This window comes from Rhodococcus sp. FG69 (assembly GCF_057808915.1).
The window spans coordinates 15,583-34,101 of the sequence record NZ_JBMDIX010000011.1 but is presented as its reverse complement, the minus strand read 5'-3'; the positions used below and the strand labels follow the sequence as shown (position 1 = coordinate 34,101).

20 protein-coding genes are annotated in these 18,519 nt (G+C 63.3%); 5 read left to right on the top strand and 15 right to left on the bottom strand.

Annotated features, from left to right (window positions below):
- Positions 1 to 69: 69 nt before the first annotated feature.
- Together ACODSO_RS10690 and ACODSO_RS10685 are read right to left on the bottom strand one after the other, a co-directional pair.
- The gene (locus tag ACODSO_RS10690; RefSeq protein ID WP_489036976.1) at positions 70 to 507 is read right to left on the bottom strand and encodes a DUF6114 domain-containing protein; all 438 of its coding nucleotides are present in this window, start codon (positions 505 to 507) and stop codon (positions 70 to 72) included.
- On the bottom strand, positions 501 to 1,022 hold the full coding sequence (locus tag ACODSO_RS10685; RefSeq protein WP_489036974.1) for a DUF6230 family protein: 522 nt from the start codon (positions 1,020 to 1,022) through the stop codon (positions 501 to 503). Before ACODSO_RS10685 ends, ACODSO_RS10690 begins: the two co-directional genes overlap by 7 nt.
- 421 nt (positions 1,023 to 1,443) lie before the next feature.
- Here ACODSO_RS10685 and ACODSO_RS10680 point away from each other — a divergent pair, with 421 nt between their 5' ends.
- From ACODSO_RS10680 to ACODSO_RS10670, 3 genes are all read left to right on the top strand, one after another.
- Positions 1,444 to 2,454, top strand: coding sequence for a GGDEF domain-containing protein (locus ACODSO_RS10680; protein ID WP_489036972.1), 1,011 nt, complete (start codon positions 1,444 to 1,446; stop codon positions 2,452 to 2,454).
- 47 nt (positions 2,455 to 2,501) lie between these two features.
- Positions 2,502 to 2,912 carry a DUF6153 family protein gene (locus ACODSO_RS10675; protein WP_489036971.1) on the top strand — a complete coding sequence of 137 codons (411 nt, stop codon included), beginning with the start codon at positions 2,502 to 2,504 and terminating at the stop codon, positions 2,910 to 2,912.
- A gap of 83 nt (positions 2,913 to 2,995) precedes the next feature.
- Entirely contained in the window at positions 2,996 to 3,628 is a 633-nt protein-coding gene (locus ACODSO_RS10670) for a DUF305 domain-containing protein (RefSeq protein WP_489036970.1), read from the top strand.
- Between the two features lie 66 nt (positions 3,629 to 3,694).
- Here ACODSO_RS10670 and ACODSO_RS10665 read toward each other — a convergent pair whose 3' ends face one another.
- From ACODSO_RS10665 to ACODSO_RS10650, 4 genes are all read right to left on the bottom strand, one after another.
- Complete coding sequence (locus ACODSO_RS10665) at positions 3,695 to 5,749, bottom strand: heavy metal translocating P-type ATPase (protein WP_489037053.1); 2,055 nt, start codon at positions 5,747 to 5,749, stop codon at positions 3,695 to 3,697.
- Positions 5,750 to 5,855: 106 nt separating this feature from the next.
- Entirely contained in the window at positions 5,856 to 6,086 is a 231-nt protein-coding gene (locus ACODSO_RS10660; RefSeq protein ID WP_489036969.1) for a heavy-metal-associated domain-containing protein, read from the bottom strand.
- A gap of 610 nt (positions 6,087 to 6,696) precedes the next feature.
- Positions 6,697 to 7,104, bottom strand: a complete 408-nt coding sequence (locus ACODSO_RS10655) for a universal stress protein (protein ID WP_489036967.1) — start codon at positions 7,102 to 7,104, stop codon at positions 6,697 to 6,699.
- An 8-nt stretch (positions 7,105 to 7,112) separates the two neighbouring features.
- The gene (locus ACODSO_RS10650) at positions 7,113 to 8,603 is read right to left on the bottom strand and encodes a CitMHS family transporter (protein WP_489036966.1); all 1,491 of its coding nucleotides are present in this window, start codon (positions 8,601 to 8,603) and stop codon (positions 7,113 to 7,115) included.
- 86 nt (positions 8,604 to 8,689) lie between these two features.
- On the opposite strand from ACODSO_RS10650, the gene ACODSO_RS10645 reads away from it, so the two are divergent.
- Entirely contained in the window at positions 8,690 to 9,394 is a 705-nt protein-coding gene (locus ACODSO_RS10645; RefSeq protein WP_489036964.1) for a GntR family transcriptional regulator, read from the top strand.
- Between the two features lie 140 nt (positions 9,395 to 9,534).
- Here the strand turns inward: ACODSO_RS10645 and ACODSO_RS10640 are convergent, their stop codons facing one another.
- The 3 genes from ACODSO_RS10640 to ACODSO_RS10630 form a co-directional block, all read right to left on the bottom strand.
- The gene (locus tag ACODSO_RS10640; protein ID WP_489036963.1) at positions 9,535 to 9,996 is read right to left on the bottom strand and encodes a cupin domain-containing protein; all 462 of its coding nucleotides are present in this window, start codon (positions 9,994 to 9,996) and stop codon (positions 9,535 to 9,537) included.
- Positions 9,997 to 10,079: 83 nt separating this feature from the next.
- Complete coding sequence (locus tag ACODSO_RS10635; RefSeq protein ID WP_489036961.1) at positions 10,080 to 11,495, bottom strand: NAD-dependent succinate-semialdehyde dehydrogenase; 1,416 nt, start codon at positions 11,493 to 11,495, stop codon at positions 10,080 to 10,082.
- 37 nt (positions 11,496 to 11,532) lie between these two features.
- Entirely contained in the window at positions 11,533 to 11,850 is a 318-nt protein-coding gene (locus ACODSO_RS10630; RefSeq protein ID WP_489036959.1) for a putative quinol monooxygenase, read from the bottom strand.
- 89 nt (positions 11,851 to 11,939) lie between these two features.
- Between ACODSO_RS10630 and ACODSO_RS10625 the strand changes: the two genes are divergently transcribed.
- On the top strand, positions 11,940 to 12,995 hold the full coding sequence (locus tag ACODSO_RS10625; RefSeq protein WP_489036958.1) for an Ldh family oxidoreductase: 1,056 nt from the start codon (positions 11,940 to 11,942) through the stop codon (positions 12,993 to 12,995).
- A gap of 266 nt (positions 12,996 to 13,261) precedes the next feature.
- On the opposite strand, the gene ACODSO_RS10620 is transcribed toward ACODSO_RS10625, so the two are convergent.
- The 6 genes from ACODSO_RS10620 to ACODSO_RS10595 all read right to left on the bottom strand — a co-directional run bounded on the left by ACODSO_RS10620 (position 13,262) and on the right by ACODSO_RS10595 (position 18,430).
- A complete protein-coding gene (locus tag ACODSO_RS10620; protein ID WP_489036957.1) occupies positions 13,262 to 13,495 on the bottom strand; it encodes an FAD:protein FMN transferase in 234 nt (77 codons plus the stop codon).
- A gap of 53 nt (positions 13,496 to 13,548) precedes the next feature.
- A complete protein-coding gene (locus ACODSO_RS10615) occupies positions 13,549 to 13,752 on the bottom strand; it encodes a response regulator (RefSeq protein WP_489036956.1) in 204 nt (67 codons plus the stop codon).
- A gap of 122 nt (positions 13,753 to 13,874) precedes the next feature.
- Positions 13,875 to 14,825: a TAXI family TRAP transporter solute-binding subunit gene (locus tag ACODSO_RS10610; RefSeq protein WP_489036955.1), complete on the bottom strand. Its 951-nt coding sequence runs from the start codon at positions 14,823 to 14,825 to the stop codon at positions 13,875 to 13,877.
- A gap of 25 nt (positions 14,826 to 14,850) precedes the next feature.
- Complete coding sequence (locus tag ACODSO_RS10605) at positions 14,851 to 16,215, bottom strand: MFS transporter (RefSeq protein WP_489036954.1); 1,365 nt, start codon at positions 16,213 to 16,215, stop codon at positions 14,851 to 14,853.
- Positions 16,216 to 16,338: 123 nt separating this feature from the next.
- The gene (locus tag ACODSO_RS10600; RefSeq protein WP_489036953.1) at positions 16,339 to 17,769 is read right to left on the bottom strand and encodes a sensor histidine kinase; all 1,431 of its coding nucleotides are present in this window, start codon (positions 17,767 to 17,769) and stop codon (positions 16,339 to 16,341) included.
- A gap of 1 nt (position 17,770) precedes the next feature.
- Complete coding sequence (locus ACODSO_RS10595) at positions 17,771 to 18,430, bottom strand: response regulator transcription factor (protein ID WP_489036952.1); 660 nt, start codon at positions 18,428 to 18,430, stop codon at positions 17,771 to 17,773.
- Positions 18,431 to 18,519 lie beyond the last annotated feature (89 nt).

The window sequence follows — 18,519 nt, the reverse complement described above, 5'->3', positions numbered from 1 at the left end:
AGCGAATGTGCACATCGATCTGTCCGGATGGTCGCCCAGCTCGGCCTCAAGGAAGGCTGGTTCCACTCATCATGAAGGAGAACGCAATTCGGATGCTCGGCCTGTCTCGGTAGCGGGTTGAGTCGTTGTCTCGGCAGACCGCCAGGCAAGTGCGGCGGCCGACCCGACGACACCCAGAAGAGTTCCGACGACGAACCCGCCGAAGTTGGCCGCAGGCAGGGCCACCAGGGCCAACAGCATGGCCGCGACCCCGGCTGGGATGCGTGCTGCCGGCTGAAGTAGAACTGTGCACGCACAGACCAGCATCAGCGACCCGAGCAACAACGTCGACACCCCGGCAATCGTGCTGATGGAGATCAGCAGATCGCCGACGCGAAACGTCGAGAATGTCGGTAGCAGAAGACAGACCCCGGACAACGCCAGGAGCACGCCTGCCCAGAACGGCCTCGAAGACCGCCACGAGCGGAAGCGTGCGCGACGGTCCGTCGATATGGGTTGCGTCAACATGAGGCCTCCCGTCCCTCCACTGTTACCGCGAGACCCTGCAGTGATGCCCCGGTTGCGGTGAGCGAGATGATGTCGATCGTGGTCGTCGACGCCCACGACTCGCCCACTTGAACGGCTGAGGTCTGCGAGCCGGTCACCTCACCCAGCGCGCTGGCGTCGAGACCGAGCCGCACGTCGGCAACGGTGAGCGATCCTCCAACGGAAGCGACGTCGAGGATGAGGCTTTCCGCTGTGGTGCTGTCGCCGGGGACGCGAGCGAACAAGGTGACATCACCGAGAAGCGGCAGTCCGCGTGCCACCGTGGAGAGGCAGACATCCGATAGCTGTGCTTGGTCGATCTTCACAGCGATGCTCGGCATCTCGCCTGCCGCGGTGCTCACTGCACGGGGATAGACGGTGATGCCCTGAGCACCGACGGCGGATACCGTGCCGGTGAAGGTCTGCCCGGACAGTGCAAGATTCATGGGCAATTGACCGGTGGCGATCCCGCCGCCGATGATCGTCACCCCGATCATTCCGATCCCGGCGACGAGGAAGAAGCGGCCGCGATGGATGGCGCCGCTAGCGATGACGATCGACCGACACTACGTGGGCGTTCAGAGGTGCTCCGGTGATTAGCCTGACGTGTCTGTCTGTGTTTGTCATGTGTGTCCGTTCGTCTCGCCTCAGCACTGAGCATCCCCAGCGGCGACGCTCGCTAAACCACTGCTGGGGCTGGCGCTTGCGAAGACGCGAACACACCGTTCCGGTTTCAGTAAGCATCATGCCCCCTGGCAGAATGAGTCCGTCGCCACGAGACTCGGGGTCGGCTCGGTGCACGAGTATCGAGTCCGGGTGGCATATCCCTCGCACCCAAAAGGCCACACCCACATGCATCCAGTCCGACGATGGTGGTCGTTTCCCGCCGATTTCGCCTGGTCGGCCGCCTATCATCGCATGAGCCCGCTGCTGAGTCATGTTCATGTCGCGGTGGGAATCTGGTGCTGGTTCTTCGCGGCATTGTGCGTCACCGCAGCTCATACTCCGGCAGGTTTCGACTCCGGTTCTGCAGAGAAAGCCGGCTACGTCCTTGCCGTGGCAAACACGATCGTCGGAGCCGTGTGGGTCCGCGGATCGCTTCCTTCCGAGAAAGTGTCTCGACTTTTCGTCGCCTACATCGAAGTCACGATCGCCGCCGCGCTGTTCCTGTTGGCCGATCCGTTCGTAGCGCTGCCCGGCGCAGCCGCACTCGGGATCATCGGCAGCTACATCGCGGTCTTCCACAGTCCCAAGTTGTTCGTGGCTCATCAGATATGGTCCGTCGCTGTGACTGGAGCTCTGCTGGCGCGAGCGGTCACGGAGCCTGCTGCCGATGTGGTGCTGGCGTGCGCGTACGTCATTCTTCTGACGCTCATCTTGTTCTCGGCGCCGATACTGACTCAGGCTCTCCTGTTGCTGCTGCGCAGCGATGCAGCTACCGCCTTCTACGATCCGCTGACCGGGCTGCGCAACCGGCGCGGATTGGACGCGGCAATCATCGAGCGTGGGAGAGATACGGACCTGCACGGCACTACAGCGGCGGTCCTAGTGGTGGATCTGGACGGGTTCAAGCTCGTGAACGACCGCTTCGGTCACGTGCACGGCGACGCCGTGCTCCGCGCGACGGCCAACGCAATCGACGAGGCCTTTCCGCCGCCGGCGATCACCGCGCGGACCGGAGGCGAGGAATTCGCGATCCTCACCTTTGTCGACTCACTTGCGGCGATCGATCAGATCGCCGGTCTGCAGAGATGTCTCGCGGCCAACCCGGAGGTGGGCACGACCGTGAGCGTCGGCGGTGCCCACCTTGCTGCCGCCTCGGTTGCTCGCGACTTCGAACAAGCCTGGAGTCGAGCAGACGCCGCGATGTACGCAGCCAAGCGGGCGGGCGGAAACGCAGTGTCGTTCCATGACCCGCAGGTCCGCTGACTCGATACCAGTACCCCTAGGGGGTATATCTTGGTATCGTCGATGACATGCGATCAGCAATTCGGCACCGCCGACGGGGCTTTGCCCTGTCGACCGGATTGTTGATTGCGCTGACCGTGTTCGGAGTGCTGCTGATGCACTCGGTGACACCGATTTCTTCGACGAGTACATCCATGTCGATGGGTGCCCACTCCGCGATGGTGCCGATGCCAGCGGCCGACAGTTCGATTCCGGTGGCGTTCGGTGAGCATGATTGCCCGTCTGCGCATCAGATGATGCACCCCTGTGTGTGGACGACGGCGTCGTGGCCTGCATTGACGGTTCCGGCGATGAGCGTCGGCTTCGAGCTTGCGTCGGCAACAGTGCCCGGAATGGGCGGCCGCACCGAGTCGACGTTGGGACGCGGTCCGCCGTGGACGCTCTGGCAGTTGGACAGATCGGTGACCTTGCGAGTGTGACGGGGAGCCCGGTGAGCGCACGCGCACCGGCGGATCGAAAGACATCCGTTTCCCTGGACAATCACTCTTGCAAGGAGTTCGACATGCGTACCAAATTTGTAGTTTCGCTCGCTGCTGCCACTATGAGCGCGTTCCTCGTCGTCGGCTGTAGCGACGACTCGACCGATTCTCCGATGGACGGGCACTCGATGGACGGGCGGTCGATGGATGTGTCCTCGTCTGCGCCCTCCTCTGCGGACGGGGCCAGTGCGTCGGCGGTGTTCAACGACGCCGATGTTGTGTTCGCGCAGCTGATGTACCCGCACCACGCACAAGCAGTCGAGATGGCCGCGATGGCGAACGGCCGCACCGATAATCCCGAGGTCCTGGCGTTGGCGTCGGCGATCGAAGCCGCGCAGCAGCCCGAGATGGACCAGTTGACTGCGTGGCTCACCGAGTGGGGCCAGCCAGCCCCCACTGCGGGCATGGGCGGAATGGATCACAGCCCGGGCAGCGGCATGATGACGCAGCAGGATATGGGCGGTCTGATGGCTGCCTCGGGTCCTGAGTTCGACCGCCAGTGGTTGACGATGATGATCGCCCACCACCGCGGCGCGATCGAGATGGCGAATACCGAGATTTCCGACGGTTCCAATCCCGATGCCCAGCAGATGGCGCGCACGATCGTCGACACTCAGCAGCAGGAGATCGACACCATGCAGCGACTGCTCGGCTGACTCGACCCGCAATCGACCGAAGGCCGCACCCCCTACGGGAGGGTGCGGCCTTCGGCCGGTGTGCAGCTACCGTCGTGGTTCTCCGTAGGTGCGGGGTGTGAGGTCCAGTCGGCGCAGCAGTTGTGCGTTGGCGGCGACGATGATCGTCGACAGCGACATCAGGATTGCCCCGATCGACATGGGGAGCACGAACCCGACAGGTGCCAGCACTCCGGCCGCGAGCGGAACGGAAATCAAGTTGTATCCTGCTGCCCACCAAAGGTTTTGCTTCATCTTCCGATAGGAGGCGCGGGAGAGTTCGATCACCGACAACACCGATCGTGGGTCGTCGCTGGCCAGAATGACTCCGGCCGATGCAATGGCGACGTCGGTGCCCGCACCGATCGCGATGCCGACATCGGCTTGCGCGAGAGCGGGTGCGTCGTTGACTCCGTCGCCGACCATCGCAACGGTGCGCCCTTCCTGCTGTAGGGCAGCGACGTTGTGCGACTTGTCCTCTGGCTTTACACCGGCAAAAAAGCGATCCACGCCGAGCTCGGAGGCGACGGACTTCGCCACGGCATCGGCGTCGCCGGTGATCATGACCACCGCGATTCCCCGGGCGTGGAGGGCGTCGATCGCAGTGGGTGATTCGGGCCGGATCTCATCCGCCAGTGCGAGCGCACCGATTACGATGGCGCCGGAGAGGACGTGCAGGATGATTGCCCCGTCTTCGCGCCACTGCTCGGCGACAGCGAGTTCGGCTGCGTGTTCCTGCTCGAGCAGAGCTGGCCCGCCGACCTGGATTCGGGTTCGGTCGACGTCGGCAGACACCCCGACAGCGGGGGAGGACCGGAAGTCGGTGGCAGTCGGGACGGGCAGATCCCTGTGACGTGCGGCGTCGACGATGGCGCGCGCAAGTGGATGCTCGGAATCAGCTTCGGCGGCAGCGGCAAGTGCGAGGACCTCATCGGCAGTGCGCCCGGCGGTCACGTCGATCGCGGTGACGGTGGGTTCACCTTTGGTGAGGGTGCCGGTCTTGTCGAACAGCACGGTGTCCACTGTCCGCATGGTCTCGAGTGCAAGCCGGTCTTTGACAAGGACACCGCCGCGGGCTGCTCGTTCGGTGGCGATGGAGACCACCAGCGGAATCGCCAGGCCGAGTGCGTGGGGGCAGGCGATGACCAACACGGTGATCGTGCGGATGACGGCGTCGTCGGGCATCCCGAACAGTGTCCACGCTGCGGCGGTGACGATGGCGGCTCCGAGGGCGAACCAGAACAACCAGCCTGCGGCGGTGTCGGCGATGCGTTGAGCTCGTGATGTCGAGTTCTGGGCGTCGGCGACCAACCGGCCGATCCCGGCGAGGGCGGTGTCTTCCCCTACCGCGGTGACCTGGACCCGGAGACCGGAGTCGGTGGCGACCGTCCCTGCGACGACCTGCTCGCCGTCGCCGCGGCGGACGGTGCGTGATTCACCGGTGATCATGGATTCGTCCATGCTCGCCGATCCGGAGACGATGGTGCCATCGGCCGGTACTCGGCCGCCGGGTCGGACGACGACCGTATCGCCGAGCTGCAACTGGTCCGGGGATACCGTCACTACATCGTCGCCTTCGATGCGTTCGGCGGTGTCGGGCAGCAAGGCTGCCAGCGAATCCAAAGCGGATGTGGTCTGTGCGAGAGATCGCATTTCGATCCAGTGTCCGAGCAGCATGATCACGATCAGCAGGGCCAGTTCCCACCAGAAGTCGAGCTGATGGTCCAGCACGCCGAGGCTTGCTCCCATCGATGCGACGAACGCGACCGTGATCGCCAGGGCGATGAGCAGCATCATTCCCGGCGCACGTGAACGTATCTCGCTCACTGCCCCGGTGAGGAACGGGGAACCGCCCCAAGCGAACATCACGGTGCCCAACACCGGGGATACCCAGGCGATCCACGACGCGTCGGGCAGTGAGTAACCGACGAGCATCGCGAACATGTCCGAGGCGAGGATCACCGGGACCGCGAGTACCAGCATGACCCAGAACAGACGACGGAACATGCCGACGTGATCGCCGTGTCCGCCGTGCCCCCCGCCATGACCACTGTGGTCCGTGTGACCGCCGTGTTCGGGGCGGGCTGCGCTGTGCTCGGACATGTCGTGTCCGGTAGGCGGGTTCGCTGCCTCGGCCACCCCGGCGTCGACGCCGGTAAGTGTGTGGTTGTTCATCGTGCGAGTCCCTTCTATCCACCGAGTTCGATGGCTACTCGGCGCGCGAGTCTGCGGGTTGTGGTTCTGCTGTGTATCCGGCTTCGCGGACGGCGGCGATGACCTCGGCCTGGTCGAGCTCTACGGCGCTCGTCACCGTCAACACCCCTGCCGACGCCGATGCTTCGACCGCCTTTACGCCGTCGACGGCGGTGACTTCGTCGCGGACCGATGCCTCGCAGTGGCCGCAGGTCATGCCGGTGACTCGGTAGTTCGTGGTGATCATGCGAAGCTCCTTCGTTGCTGGATTCAGATACCCCCACGGGGTATCTGACGATCAGTACGGACCATACCCCCTCCGGGTATCTTTTGAAAAGGGCCAGCTTGCTTCGCAGACCTGACAGCTACGAGCCCGCATCTGACTTTCGCGGAGGACCACCACCGAGTTGCTGTCACCGAAGATGAACAGCAGGCCGGCCAGGACGACGACCACCGCGCCGACGCTCGCCACGGTCAGCGAAAGATGGTCGGAGAGTCGAGTGGCAACGGTGATACCGATGACGCACGCGACACCATACGCAGCCAAAATGATTGGTACCCAACTATGGTCGAAGTCGGCACGTTCGGTGAGGATGGGTGAGAGGCGTTACACCCCGCAGCTCGGCGTTCCTGGTCGCGAAGGATGCCGCTCTATCCGATGCGGTCATCCAAGAAGCGTGCACCGTTTCCGCGGGCCACAGGCCCGGCTGGGACCACGCCACGGCGTGGAGACGTCTGGGATATCGATCTCGATGTTGTCGCCATCGAGTTCACCCGCGTTGGCGTCAACCCTGCCCTGGATGCCTTCACCGGTGTCGCCTGCAGCCTGACTACGGTCCTCCGGTTCGGGTCTCGGTTCAGTCGAGTCCGGACTTGATCGTGAGGACGGGACAGGGTGCGTCGAGCATCACGCGCTGGATCTGGCTGCCGAGCAGTAGTTTCATCGTCGCGGACCGACGCCGCATTCCGACGACTACGAGGTCTGCCGAAACTGTCTCTGCAACTTCGATGACCTGCAACGGGGCGTCGTTGCCTGCAGGGTAGACGGTGTAGGCGATGCTGCGTTCGCCGAGTTCTCGTGCGATAGCTTCGCCGAGGGCGGGGGAACTGTAGTTCGGGATGGCTGGAGAATCAGCGTCTCCGACGAGCACGACATGCACTTTCAGTTCGCCGACGCGTCCGGCGAGTAGTGGGCCGTTGTCGAGTATCCAGTTGAGGGCGAGTCGGCTTTCGGCGCGATCGTTCTGTGCGGTGACGATGTTCATGGGTGTCCTCATCCTGGGTAGGCAGCGACAAGTGCGCCGACGACGAGCATGACCGAACAAACTAGAGATGCACGCCAGATCACTTGTCGAAGGTGCGCTCCGAGTTCGACTTTGGCGAGTCCGATAAGCAGAAGGAACGATGCCACCAGGGGGCTCGAGGTGTGCAAGGGCTGGCCCACGATGGCGGCTCGGGCCATTTCTTCGCTGGTGATGCCGTAGTGCGAGGCGGTTTCGGTGAGCACCGGAAGTACCCCGAAGAAGAATGCGTCGTTGCTCATCAAGAATGTCAACGGAATGCTCAGCACACCGGCGATGATGGCCAGGTGCGGGCCGAAGGTATCGGGGATGATCCCGACCAGCCACCTGGACATCTCTTCGACCATCCCGGTGCCGTTGAGCACTCCGGTGAGAACCGAAGCGGCGAAGACCAGGGCGACGACGGAGACGACACTCGATGCGTGCGCTTTGATCTGGTCGGCCTGCTCGCTGACGCGCGGGAAGTTCAGAACCAGGGCGACACCGACAGCGATCATGAATGTCACTGGTGGTTCGACAATGTCGAGCACGAGCAGTGTCATCACTGCGATGGTGAGACCGAGGTTGAGCCACAACAACTTCGGGCGTGCTTTGGGGCGGTGCAGGTGGCTCGTAGCGTCCTCTGGAAGGTCACCGAAGTCGCTGGTGTCATCGGGTGACGGCGAGGATGTGTCGTCACCGGTGCCCACCAACGGCGAAGCCGGTCGATCGGAGTCGGTCGACGCTGTGGATCCGGAAGAAGTTCCTGTGGCCCCGGAAGGTCCGGTGGAGGATCTGCTGCCGGTGGCTCCTGCTGTTGTAGTAACGCTTTCGCTCTGCAGGATCCGTGACTGATGGTCGAGAGTGAGGGTGCCGACGCGCTTGCGCTCGGCGCGGCCCAGGAAGTACGCGAGAACGAGTACGGCAACAAGGCCTGCTGCTATTGCCGGGATCATCGGGACGAAGATGTCGATAGGTGAGACGCCGAGGGCTGCCGATGCACGGGCTGTCGATCCACCCCAGGGAACGGTGTTGAGGACACCGTTGGCGGTGGCAGCGACCACAGTCAGAATGACCGGGCTCATGCGGAGCTTGAGGTAGATCGGCAAGAATGCCGAGGTCACGATGATGAACGTGGTGGATCCGTCACCGTCGAGGGAGACGATCGAGGTCAGCAGTGCGGTGCCGACGACCAGGCGCATCGGGTCGTTCTTGACGAACTTGAGGATCAACCGGATCAACGGATCGAACAAGCCGACGTCGATCATGATGCCGAAGAAGGTGATCGCGAAGAACAGCAGTGCGGCGGTGGGGGCGAGTTTGAGCAGCGCCTCCATGATTATGTCGCTCAAGCCGAGACCTGCGCCTGCAAACAGTCCGAACACGGTGGGCACGAGAATCAGTGCCGCGACCGGTGTGATGCGTTTGCTCATGATCAGGTACATGAAGACCGCGATCATGGAAAAACCAAGTATGACGAGCATCGTCGCCCTTTCGAGTAGTGGTGTACATCACTGTATACCGTATGGCGTTCCTTGGCGAGTGCCATTTGGTTGGCTAAGATGCACTCATGGCGGGAGACAGCAAGAGCGACCGGGTGTATGCGCAGCTCAAGGCTGAGATCATGTCGGGAGAAATCGCACCTGGCGTATCCCTGAGTGCAATCACCACTGGCGAGCGCCTGCAGGCGTCCAGGACACCGGTGCGCCAGGCATTTGTCCGGCTGGAGGCCGAGGGTCTGGTGACTCTTGTCGACCGACAGGGGGCGCGTGTGGCCCCGATATCGATATCGGGTGTGCGCGATCTTTTCGAGCTACGAATTCTGCTCGAGTCGACAGCCACTGGCATGGTGGCCGAAGCCGTGCGCCTCGATCCAACCGCCGCGGAGCCCTTCCAGAAGATCCTCGACGAGCTCGAGAGCATGAAGGGCGTGAAGGCGTCACCGGAGCGTTGGCAGCGGTTCTACGAACTCGCCGAGGAGTTCGATCGGTCAGTGGTCGCTCATACTCGCAACACTCACTTGTCGCGTTCGATCGCCGAGTTGCGTCCGCACAGTGCACGATTGAGGTCGATTGCGCATGCGACACCGAATCGATTGGAAACCTCGCTCGTCGAGCATCAGCAGATGTGCCGGGCGATCATTGCCGGTGATTCCGTCGCCGCGCGGGCCGCTTCGTCCGAGCATCTCGAGGCCACCGAGCAGACCATTCTGGATGCGGTGTTCGACCCCGCGCGCGCGGGCCGCGGACCGCAGATCGACCTCGTCACCGCATAGTCCCGTTGTGCACCCGCGTCCGTGAACAACAAGGCAAATGGCAACGGTCGCACCGAGGTGCCACCGGATGCCATCAGCCGCAGAATCCATTGGCACTGTAGTTCTGCGGCTGATGTCGTGTCCTGCGATGGACCGTGACGTCAGGCGATGTTGGTGCCGTGTTCCTCGTCGATGCGGGTGGTGACTCCGGTGGCGATGACGGTGCGGTTGGCGTCGATGGAGGCGTAGGTCCAGAAGATGTGCAGCTCATCGGTTTCGGAGACGTTGTGGAAGTAGTGCCGGATTCCTGCGGGGATGAAAGAGTTGTCCCCTTTGTTGACTGTGTATTCTTTGCCGTCGATGTGCGCGACGGCAGAGCCCTCGAGAATCAGCACTGATTCGTCGCAGTTGTGGATGTGCTCGGGGATGGCAGATCCGGGGGCGAACATGGTGATGCCGTTGAGGAAGTCCTTCGCACCGACCTGCGGGGAGACGAGGGGGACGGTACGGGCTCCGCCGCCACGTTGGCGTGGGGTGATCTCGGATGCGTGCAGGACAACGGCGGGGCGACCGTCGTCGCTGGCGGAGTCGGTGACAGTGCGGCCTTCGGTACTGGCAATCATGAGTGGAACAACCTCCTGAGACGAAAAAGACTGGTGGACAATGGTGTCGAGTGGTGGTCCGTTGAAAAAGGCTGGCTTGGGTGTCATTCGGAGACGGGTGCGGTGGAGGCAGGGGTATTCATTGCCCACCATGTGCGAACGTTGACGAATTCGCGGATGCCCGCGGAGGCGAGTTCACGGCCGTAGCCGGATCGCTTGGTGCCGCCGAACGGCATTCGGGCATCGGAGGCGACGACAGCGTTGACAAAGCACGCACCGGAGGTGATGCGTTTGCCGACCTCGATGGCCTTGTCGACGTCGGCGCTCCAGATGCTGGCACCGAGTCCGAAGCGAGTGTCGTTGGCGACGTAGACCGCTTCGTCGGCGTCGGCGACGGTGATGATGGAGGCAACAGGTCCGAACGCTTCTTCGTGGTAGGCGGCCATTCCGGTGCTGACGTTGCCGAGCACAGTGGGAGCGTAGAAGTTACCCGGCCGATCTAGTGCACTCCCGCCGGTGAGCAAGGTGGCCCCGGCCTCGACCGAGGTGCGGACCTGTTCGGCGACACCGTCGCGTAGATCGGCCCGCGCCATGGGGCCGACATCGGTGCCGTCGGCTTCGGGGTCACCGATGGTCAGCGATTGGACGGCGGCGACGACGAGGTGGGTGAATTGTTCGGCGACAGCGGCTTCGACGATGAACCGTTTGGGTGAGATGCAGGACTGGCCGGCGTTGAGGAAGCGGCCTTTGGCGGCCAAGTGCGCGACCTTGGGTAGGTCGGCGTCGGCGAGGACGATGAACGGATCCGATCCGCCGAGTTCGAGGACGGACTTCTTGATCTCGCGTCCGGCGATCGAGCCGACAGCCGATCCGGCGCGTTCGCTGCCTGTGATGGTGACAGCGCCGACACGGGGGTCGGAGATGAGGCGCTCGGTGACGGCGGGCACGTCGGCTTCGGCAACGAGCAGAGTGGTGAACAAGCCGGTGGGTAGACCGGCCGCTTCGAGGATGGCCTGGGCTTCGAGAGCGGAGCCGGTGGTGTTGGGGGAATGCTTGAGAAGTGCTGCGTTACCGGCCATCAGTGCGGGGGCGGCGAACCGGAAGACCTGCCACAATGGGAAATTCCACGGCATGATCGCCAGCACGATCCCGACCGGCTCGTAGGACACCCAGGAGGTGTCGGCAGAGGTGTCGTAGGGCTCGTCGGCGAGGAAGCCGGCGGCGTTGTCGGCGTAGTACTCGAGGCCGACCGCGCACTTTTCGACCTCGGCGCGAGACTCGGTGAGCGGCTTGCCCATCTCGCGGGTCACCAACAACGCCAGCGACTCCGCGCGGGCGCGCAGTTCGGCGGCACCGGCCTGGAGGACCTTGGATCGATCATCGAAACTAGTCTGCGCCCAGGAGATCTGAGCGTCCGACGCGGTATCGAGCGCCGAGTCGAGCGCAGCGTCGGTCATCGTCGGATACGTGGCCAGTTCGAGACCCGTCGCCGGATTGATCGTCGTGATGGAAGCTGACATGAAGTGCTCTCCTAATGGTGGTCGAGAATGGAGCCGGTCAGGCGGACGTGGACTCGATCACCGTGGTGACCGATGTACCGAAGGTGTTGTGCTGCGAACTGGGCACGAGGACGTCCTCGGCGATCGAGCGCCACACCGCGAAGTGCGCGGAGGTCTTGTGTACATCGAACGCGGCTCGGTCGGTGTAGCGCTCGTAGTAGAAGAAATGGTTCGGCTCGTTCTCGTCCTCGAAGACATCGAACTGGCAGCAACCCGGTTCATCGCGAACCGAGGATTGGGCGTTCTCTGTGATCGCGGCGAGGAACTTCTCGCGCTTGTCGGCCTGGACCTTCACCGATACCAGCAGGTTCAACACGGCACGAACTCCTCGATTCGATTAAGGCGCAAAGTATGTATGTCGTAGTGTATACCTAAACGTATCGAATGAAACGAGGGATTCACTTCATGTCTGACGCGACCCGCATCAAGCCCGATGCGCTCATCGACTTCGCCACCGCTGTTCTGCGTTCCTACGATGTGCCCGAGGCGGACGCTGATCTGGTGGCCGACAGCCTCGTCCAGTCCGATCTGTGGGGGCATCAATCACACGGGGTGCTGCGCCTGCCTTGGTATGTCGCCCGACTTCGCACCGGAGTGATGACAGCGGTCACCGCCCCTGAAGTCGTTGCAGACGCGGGTGCATTGCAGATCCTCGACGGCAGGGACGGAATCGGACAGGTGCTGACCGAGACCGCCCGCAAGACCGCGATCGAACGCGCGCGTGTCTATGGCATCGGCATGGTCGGCGTCCGCAATTCCAACCATTTTGGTACCGCGATGTATTACACCCGTCGTGCTGCCCTCGACGGATGCGCCTCGATTCTGACCACCAACGCCAGCCCCGCGATGGCGCCGTGGGGCGGACGCGAGAAGCGGCTCGGTACCAACCCGTGGTCGATCGGAGCGCCGGCTCCCACGCCGGGGGGAGCGGTAGTCGTCGACATCGCCAACACCGCGGTAGCCCGCGGCAAGATCTACCTCGCCCGTAACCGGGGAAACGCGATCCCCGACACTTGGGCAATGGACGCAGAAGGCCGAGTCACTACCGACGCCTCCGACGCCATCGACGGCGTCATCTTGCCGATGGCCGGCCACAAGGGTTACGCCATCACGTTCATGATGGACATCCTCTCCGGCGCTCTGACCGGAAGCAACACGGGCACAGCGGTGAAAGGCCCGTACGTCGCCGATCAACCCAGCGGTGCCGGGCACATGTTCATCGCGATCGACGTTGCGACTGCCGGAGCGACCGAGCGCTACCTCGACGCCGTCCAAGGACTGATCGACGAAGTTCACTCCACTCCACTGGCAGAAGGCACGGATCGTATCTTCTACCCCGGCGAAGTCGAAGACGACGCCGCAGCGCGGAACCTCGCCGACGGGGGAGTCGTACTGGCCGAGCAGACCATCGAGAACCTGCGAATCTTGGCCGCCGAGACCGGCACCGCATTGCCCTTCTGACAACGTCCCGATCGAAGTCGTGGGGAGTGGCAGTGTTCATATCGCGTACAACCGGTAAGCGGCCCAGTCTGTGCGGTCGTCGCGCAGTCGGGTCGATGAACGTCGTCGTTGCCCACACGTCGGCCCATAAGAGTTCAGGGCCGGTGACACTGGTAGATCCCGGATGCTCGACTCCTCGTCCGGTGCGGGGATCGATGATATCCGCGCCCCGCGCCCCGCGCAGTTGCGCTCGATGTCGCGAGCGCGCCGTCGACCACGGGGATCACCTACGTGATACGTGATCGGTCCGCGGGGTCCTCGATGCCGATGTTCCACGGACGGGCGAGTTCGGCCGAGTGCTTGCCGAGTCCGCACACCACGTCTCCGCCGGCGTTGATCGAGAATGTCACCTGCTCGAGCGCTCGCAGGCCGTCCGCGGCTGTTCCGACGGCCCACCCTTTGGCGAGTCCGGTGGGGTCCCATCCCGCTGGGGCCGACGCGATGGGTGGTGAAGCGGCCAATCTTGGATCAGAACGGATCCGGCATTGCGGGCCAAGTATTCCAGGAGTGCGAATTACTTTGCTGTGAGCCGAATTCCGACTCCGCTGCGAGCGGCCTTTCTCGAGGCTGGGTCGACGGTGAGGCTGCCCACAGAGAGTATCGCGGGCCGCTCGGGTGCGCCTCGGCGAGCGACGACCACGAGGTGTCCGTCCGATTCGAGGCCTCGTTTGACGGTTGCGGCGAGCAACTCCTCGTCTTCGACTACCAGAATGCGCACGGGTTCGAGTGTGACTCACGTGTGCTGTGAGGGAGCTGAGATCGTGCGATCCGAAGCGAGCCATCGCAACACGTTCGGGCTCACCTCTCTCGTCGGGGCCGAAAGCCCGACTGGAATGCGAATTACCCGTGACGTCTTCGGTATTCCTGTTCGGCCCCGGGGTGGAGAGGAATCGCGCCGGTCATGACGAGCGAGCGCGCGTCGAGGAATTGGCTGCCGATCGCCTGGCGTGGAACCAATGCTGACGAGTTGTCGAGCAAGAGACCCACCAGTCCAGCGACAACCCGGTCCGGCACGTCGGGGCGAACCAGCAGCAGGTTCGGAATTCCCACCGTCGTCACTTCCGGATGTTCGCCGTAGACGTTCGCAGGCACCAGCACGGCCTCGTACGCTGTGCCGAATCCGCGTCTCAAGTCCGCGACCACAGCTCCCAGATCGAGTAACCGGATCGCCGTCGGTGGGTCTGCGAAAGCTGGAGTGGGTAGCCCGCCTGCCCACATCACGGCGTCGACCTCGTTGGCCGACAACGCTTGTTCTGCTGACTTCATCGACATCTGGACTTCGCGGACTGCATCGGGCGCGGACAAACCTGCCACTTCGAGGATCCGTTTCGACACAAGCGTCGCGCCCGCCCCCGGGGCGCCGATACTTACCGCTCGCCCCCGAAGATCACCCAGGGTCTCGATAGCCGAGTCTGCTCGCACAGCGACCTGGAAGTAGTTCTCGTACACGCACCCCACCGCCGCGAGATCGTGATTCGGATGAGCGTATGCAGCATCGATGAGGGTCAGCGCCAGCTCGGCCCGTCCGGAACCCACTGCCTCGAGGTTGTCGATGGAACCGGCCGTCGTCGACGGGACAATGTCCGCCACACCAGTGTCGGCGGCCGCTGACGCGAGCAACCCGGCGAACTCCCAGAAGAAGCCGCCGACTTCACCTGCTGCGAGATGTAACTGCGGCGGTGGTTCGGACCCGCAGGACGCCGTGGACGTGCCTACCGCGGCAACACTCGCGGCCAGCAGCCCAGCCCGCAGCGCTGTTCTGCGGGAGAACGACGCTGCGGGCTGGGCCATCTTTGTCACTGTAGGGCGTGGAGGGTCACTGGAAGGCTCGACCCTGTTCCCGGTCGAGTACGGTTTCCGACTTGTTGCGCAGAACGAAGATGTAGACCAGGAGGGATATCGTGATCACGATCGTGACGTAGAGGATGAACCACGACACGTGCCCGCCATTCTTCGCCGCCTGATAGATCAACGGAGCCGTGCCACCGAACGCGGAGTTCGCGAGCGCGTAGCCCAGACCGACTCCGAGAGCGCGCACGTGCGAAGGGAACAACTCGGCCTTGACGATCGCATTGATCGATGTGTAGCCCGTCAAGATCACGTAGCCAACGCACACCAAGGCGAGGGACTGCACCACCGAGGTGGCCTCCGGCAGGTACGTGATGAGCACGTAGGTGTACATGACACCGCCCACGCCGAAGAAGACGAGCAGCGGCTTCCGGCCTACTTTGTCACTGATCATTCCGCCGATGGGCTGCAGCAACATCAGGAAGATCAGACCGGTGAGGTTGATCCACGTTCCGGTCATCCCCCGGTCCTCGTACACGGTCTTGATCATCGAAGGCGCGTTGACGCTGTAGGTGTAGAACGCGATGGTGCCACCCGCCGTCACCAGGAAGCAGATCAGAAGGGCACGCCAGTGGTTGCCGACAAGTTCCCGCAGAGACCCTGAAGCCTGGTCGGCACCGCTACGGACGGCCTCGAGCTGATCCTTCGTCAGCGACTCGTCCATGCTGCGACGCAGCCAGAAGACCACCACCGCTGCGACCCCGCCGATGAAGAAGGCGATGCGCCATCCGAATTCCTCGATCTGTCCACGATCGAGGAACACCTGCATCAGCAACAGGGTCACCTGCGCAAGAACGTGCCCGCCGATGAGGGTGACGTACTGGAACGACGAGAAGAAACCACGACGCTCACGAGTGGCAGCCTCTGACATGTAGGTCGCGGACGCGCCGTACTCGCCGCCGGTCGCGAAGCCCTGGACCAATCGGCTCAGAATGAGGATGACCGCCGCCCACACGCCGATGCTTTCGCGTCCCGGGGTGAGCGCGATGACCAGCGAACACGCGGCCATCATCGAAACACTGAACGTCAGGGCAGCGCGTCGACCGTTCCGGTCCGCGTAGCGGCCGAAGAACCAGGATCCGACCGGCCTCATCAGGAAGGTGACCGCGAAGATCGCGTACACGTAGATGGTCGAATTCTTGTCCGCCGAATCGAAGAACTGATTTTCGAAGTACGTCGCGAAGACGGTGTAGACGTACACGTCGTACCACTCGACGAGGTTGCCCGACGAGCCTCGTAGCGTGTTGAGTACGGCACGGCGGGTAGCCGCTGGAGTCGATACGGCCGGGGGCGAACCCGGCAGATCGGCGGTCGAGCTGGCCTTGTTGGCCATAGGGGGAGTCCTTCCACAGGGGTGCTGGAACGTTGCCGGATGCTGTGCGGCAACGTCGCGTTCCACTACTGTGACGGCAGGCACAGCCGGCAACCAAGCCGTTCCGCATTTCCTAACACTCCCTTAGGAAATCCCCGTGTCGTCGCTGATCACCGCTAGCTGCAGTTCGATGTGCAATCCGGATGGTCGACGCACACTGACCTGAAGACTTCCACCTGCCCGCTCGGTCAGTGCGTGCACTATCGAAAGCCCGAGACCGGTGCCCACGCCGTTCGCGGTGGATGATCGGAAGAATCGGTCGACGATCATCGGGAGTTCGCCGTCGGGCACGCCGGGGCCGGTATCCGACACCCAGACCGTGATGAGATTCTTGCTGGTCCGATAGCCGATCTCGACGTCTGAACCAGCACCTGCGTACTTCGTCGCATTGCTGAGTAGGGCGTCGAGAATTCGGATCAGGTCGTCTTCCGGTATCGCCGCCAGGACACTTTCCTCGAGGGCCGGCTGTGTGACGCGAAAGTCGATCCCTGCCGCCGCCATCGTGCTCGACCAGAATTCGACTCGATCAGTGATCGCGCTGTCCACGTCGCACCCGACTGTCTGCGTGTTCGCGGGTGTCTCGGCAGCGGCGAGGACAAGCAGATCTTCGACGACGGTACTGAGCCGATCGACTTCGAGTGTGGTCTTGCTGTGCGCTTCGGTCGCTGAATCGGATACCTTCATCCCCAATACGTCCAGCCGAATGCGTAACGCCGCCAGAGGGTTCCGAAGCGCATGGGCCGTATCGGCTACCAGCCTGCGCTGCGCGGCCGTGGCCGTCTCGACGTCGTCGGCCATCGCGTCGAAGGCACCGGACAGTTCTCGAACCTCCGGTGGGCCGACGTAGGTACGAGGCTTGGTTCGACGACGGGTATCGGCTGACGTCTGCCCGGCCGGCAGTTGGTCGGTGAACTTGTCGCCGAACGAATGGACCCGCAACGACAGTGCTGTCAGTGGGCGAACCACCCAGCGTGACAATCCGGCGGCGAGCGCCGCGACGGTGAGTAGAATCATCAAGGCGCCGACGGCAATGACGACCCACGTCCGCGCGACATCCTTGCGTGCGGTATCGGTAGACGCTGCGATGACCACGGCGCCGTCGACTTGTGTTCCCCCACCGACCGGGGCGGCGATCAACACCGAAGACTGTGACCACGGAGTCAAACTCGAAGGGATATCACCGCGTTGGTTCCGCAATGCTCCTGCGATCGCTTCTTGCACGTCTGCGCGCTCGATGTCCAGGCCTGACAGTGCGCGAGCCTCTCCGGTGCGGTCGACGACGGCGATGCCCTCGTTGTACAGACTGTTGTAGCGTTGCACCGACTCTCGGAGCCGCGGCACACCGGATTCATCCTCTCGCGAGCTGAGTTCGGTGAAGAAAGTTACTGCAGCGGCGCGGTTTTCACCGAATCGTTGTACGCGCTCACGGCCGACCAGCAGTGCCAGGGGCACCGACAACGCGAGCACGACGACGGTGGAATAGATCATCAGCACCACCAGGACACGGCGTCGCACGTCAGGTGTCCCAGCGGTAGCCGAAGCCGCGGATGGTGACGATGGTGCCGGAACGTCCCAGCTTGGCACGCAATCCCGTCATGTGAACGTCGAGCGTCCGTGAAATGGCAACATAGGCGTTGCCCCAGATGGCGTCCATCAGCTGCTCCCGACTGACCGCTTCACCCCGTCGCGCGACGAGATGAGCCAAGAGGTCGAACTCCTTGGTCGTCAGCGCAACATCGTGACCGTCCACCGCGACGCTGCGGCCCACGAGATCGACGGTGATGTCGCCGAGAACCATCCTGTCGGCGACGTGCTGGCTCGTTGCACTTCGACGCCGCGCCGCCACCTCGAGCCTCGCGTGCAATTCGCCCAACCGAGCTGGCTTGACGACGTAATCGTCCGCACCGCCGCGAAGGGCCCGGACCACCGAGCGTTCGTCGTCCCGCGCGGTCAGCACCACCACCGGGACCGAACTCAAGGTTCGCAGTTTGCGTAGGACTTCCAATCCGTCCATGTCCGGCAGTCCGAGATCGAGCAGTGCGACGTCGAAGTCGTGGTATCCGAGAAGAATGTCGGCGCCGCGGCGCATCCGGACAGGTGCATGCCCCACCTCGGTCAAGGCGTCGACCAGAGCGTCACCTATTCCGTCGTCGTCCTCCACCACCGCGATACGCATTCACACCAAGATAGTTCGTCGGCAAGTCGGGATGTACCGGAACTGCTCGCGGCAAGCCTCGGGTGCTGCAACCTGGCGTTGACATGAAC

Excerpts from the sequence above, each read along its gene's own strand:
- ACODSO_RS10690 (WP_489036976.1), bottom strand. The coding sequence starts at position 507 with ATGTTGACGCAACCCATATCGACGGACCGTCGCGCACGCTTCCGCTCG.
- ACODSO_RS10685 (WP_489036974.1), bottom strand. The coding sequence starts at position 1,022 with ATGATCGGGGTGACGATCATCGGCGGCGGGATCGCCACCGGTCAATTG.
- ACODSO_RS10680 (WP_489036972.1), top strand. The coding sequence starts at position 1,444 with ATGAGCCCGCTGCTGAGTCATGTTCATGTCGCGGTGGGAATCTGGTGC.
- ACODSO_RS10675 (WP_489036971.1), top strand. The coding sequence starts at position 2,502 with ATGCGATCAGCAATTCGGCACCGCCGACGGGGCTTTGCCCTGTCGACC.
- ACODSO_RS10670 (WP_489036970.1), top strand. The coding sequence starts at position 2,996 with ATGCGTACCAAATTTGTAGTTTCGCTCGCTGCTGCCACTATGAGCGCG.
- ACODSO_RS10665 (WP_489037053.1), bottom strand. The coding sequence starts at position 5,749 with ATGTCCGAGCACAGCGCAGCCCGCCCCGAACACGGCGGTCACACGGAC.
- ACODSO_RS10660 (WP_489036969.1), bottom strand. The coding sequence starts at position 6,086 with ATGATCACCACGAACTACCGAGTCACCGGCATGACCTGCGGCCACTGC.
- ACODSO_RS10655 (WP_489036967.1), bottom strand. The coding sequence starts at position 7,104 with ATGAACATCGTCACCGCACAGAACGATCGCGCCGAAAGCCGACTCGCC.
- ACODSO_RS10650 (WP_489036966.1), bottom strand. The coding sequence starts at position 8,603 with ATGCTCGTCATACTTGGTTTTTCCATGATCGCGGTCTTCATGTACCTG.
- ACODSO_RS10645 (WP_489036964.1), top strand. The coding sequence starts at position 8,690 with ATGGCGGGAGACAGCAAGAGCGACCGGGTGTATGCGCAGCTCAAGGCT.
- ACODSO_RS10640 (WP_489036963.1), bottom strand. The coding sequence starts at position 9,996 with ATGATTGCCAGTACCGAAGGCCGCACTGTCACCGACTCCGCCAGCGAC.
- ACODSO_RS10635 (WP_489036961.1), bottom strand. The coding sequence starts at position 11,495 with ATGTCAGCTTCCATCACGACGATCAATCCGGCGACGGGTCTCGAACTG.
- ACODSO_RS10625 (WP_489036958.1), top strand. The coding sequence starts at position 11,940 with ATGTCTGACGCGACCCGCATCAAGCCCGATGCGCTCATCGACTTCGCC.
- ACODSO_RS10610 (WP_489036955.1), bottom strand. The coding sequence starts at position 14,825 with ATGGCCCAGCCCGCAGCGTCGTTCTCCCGCAGAACAGCGCTGCGGGCT.
- ACODSO_RS10605 (WP_489036954.1), bottom strand. The coding sequence starts at position 16,215 with ATGGCCAACAAGGCCAGCTCGACCGCCGATCTGCCGGGTTCGCCCCCG.
- ACODSO_RS10595 (WP_489036952.1), bottom strand. The coding sequence starts at position 18,430 with ATGCGTATCGCGGTGGTGGAGGACGACGACGGAATAGGTGACGCTCTG.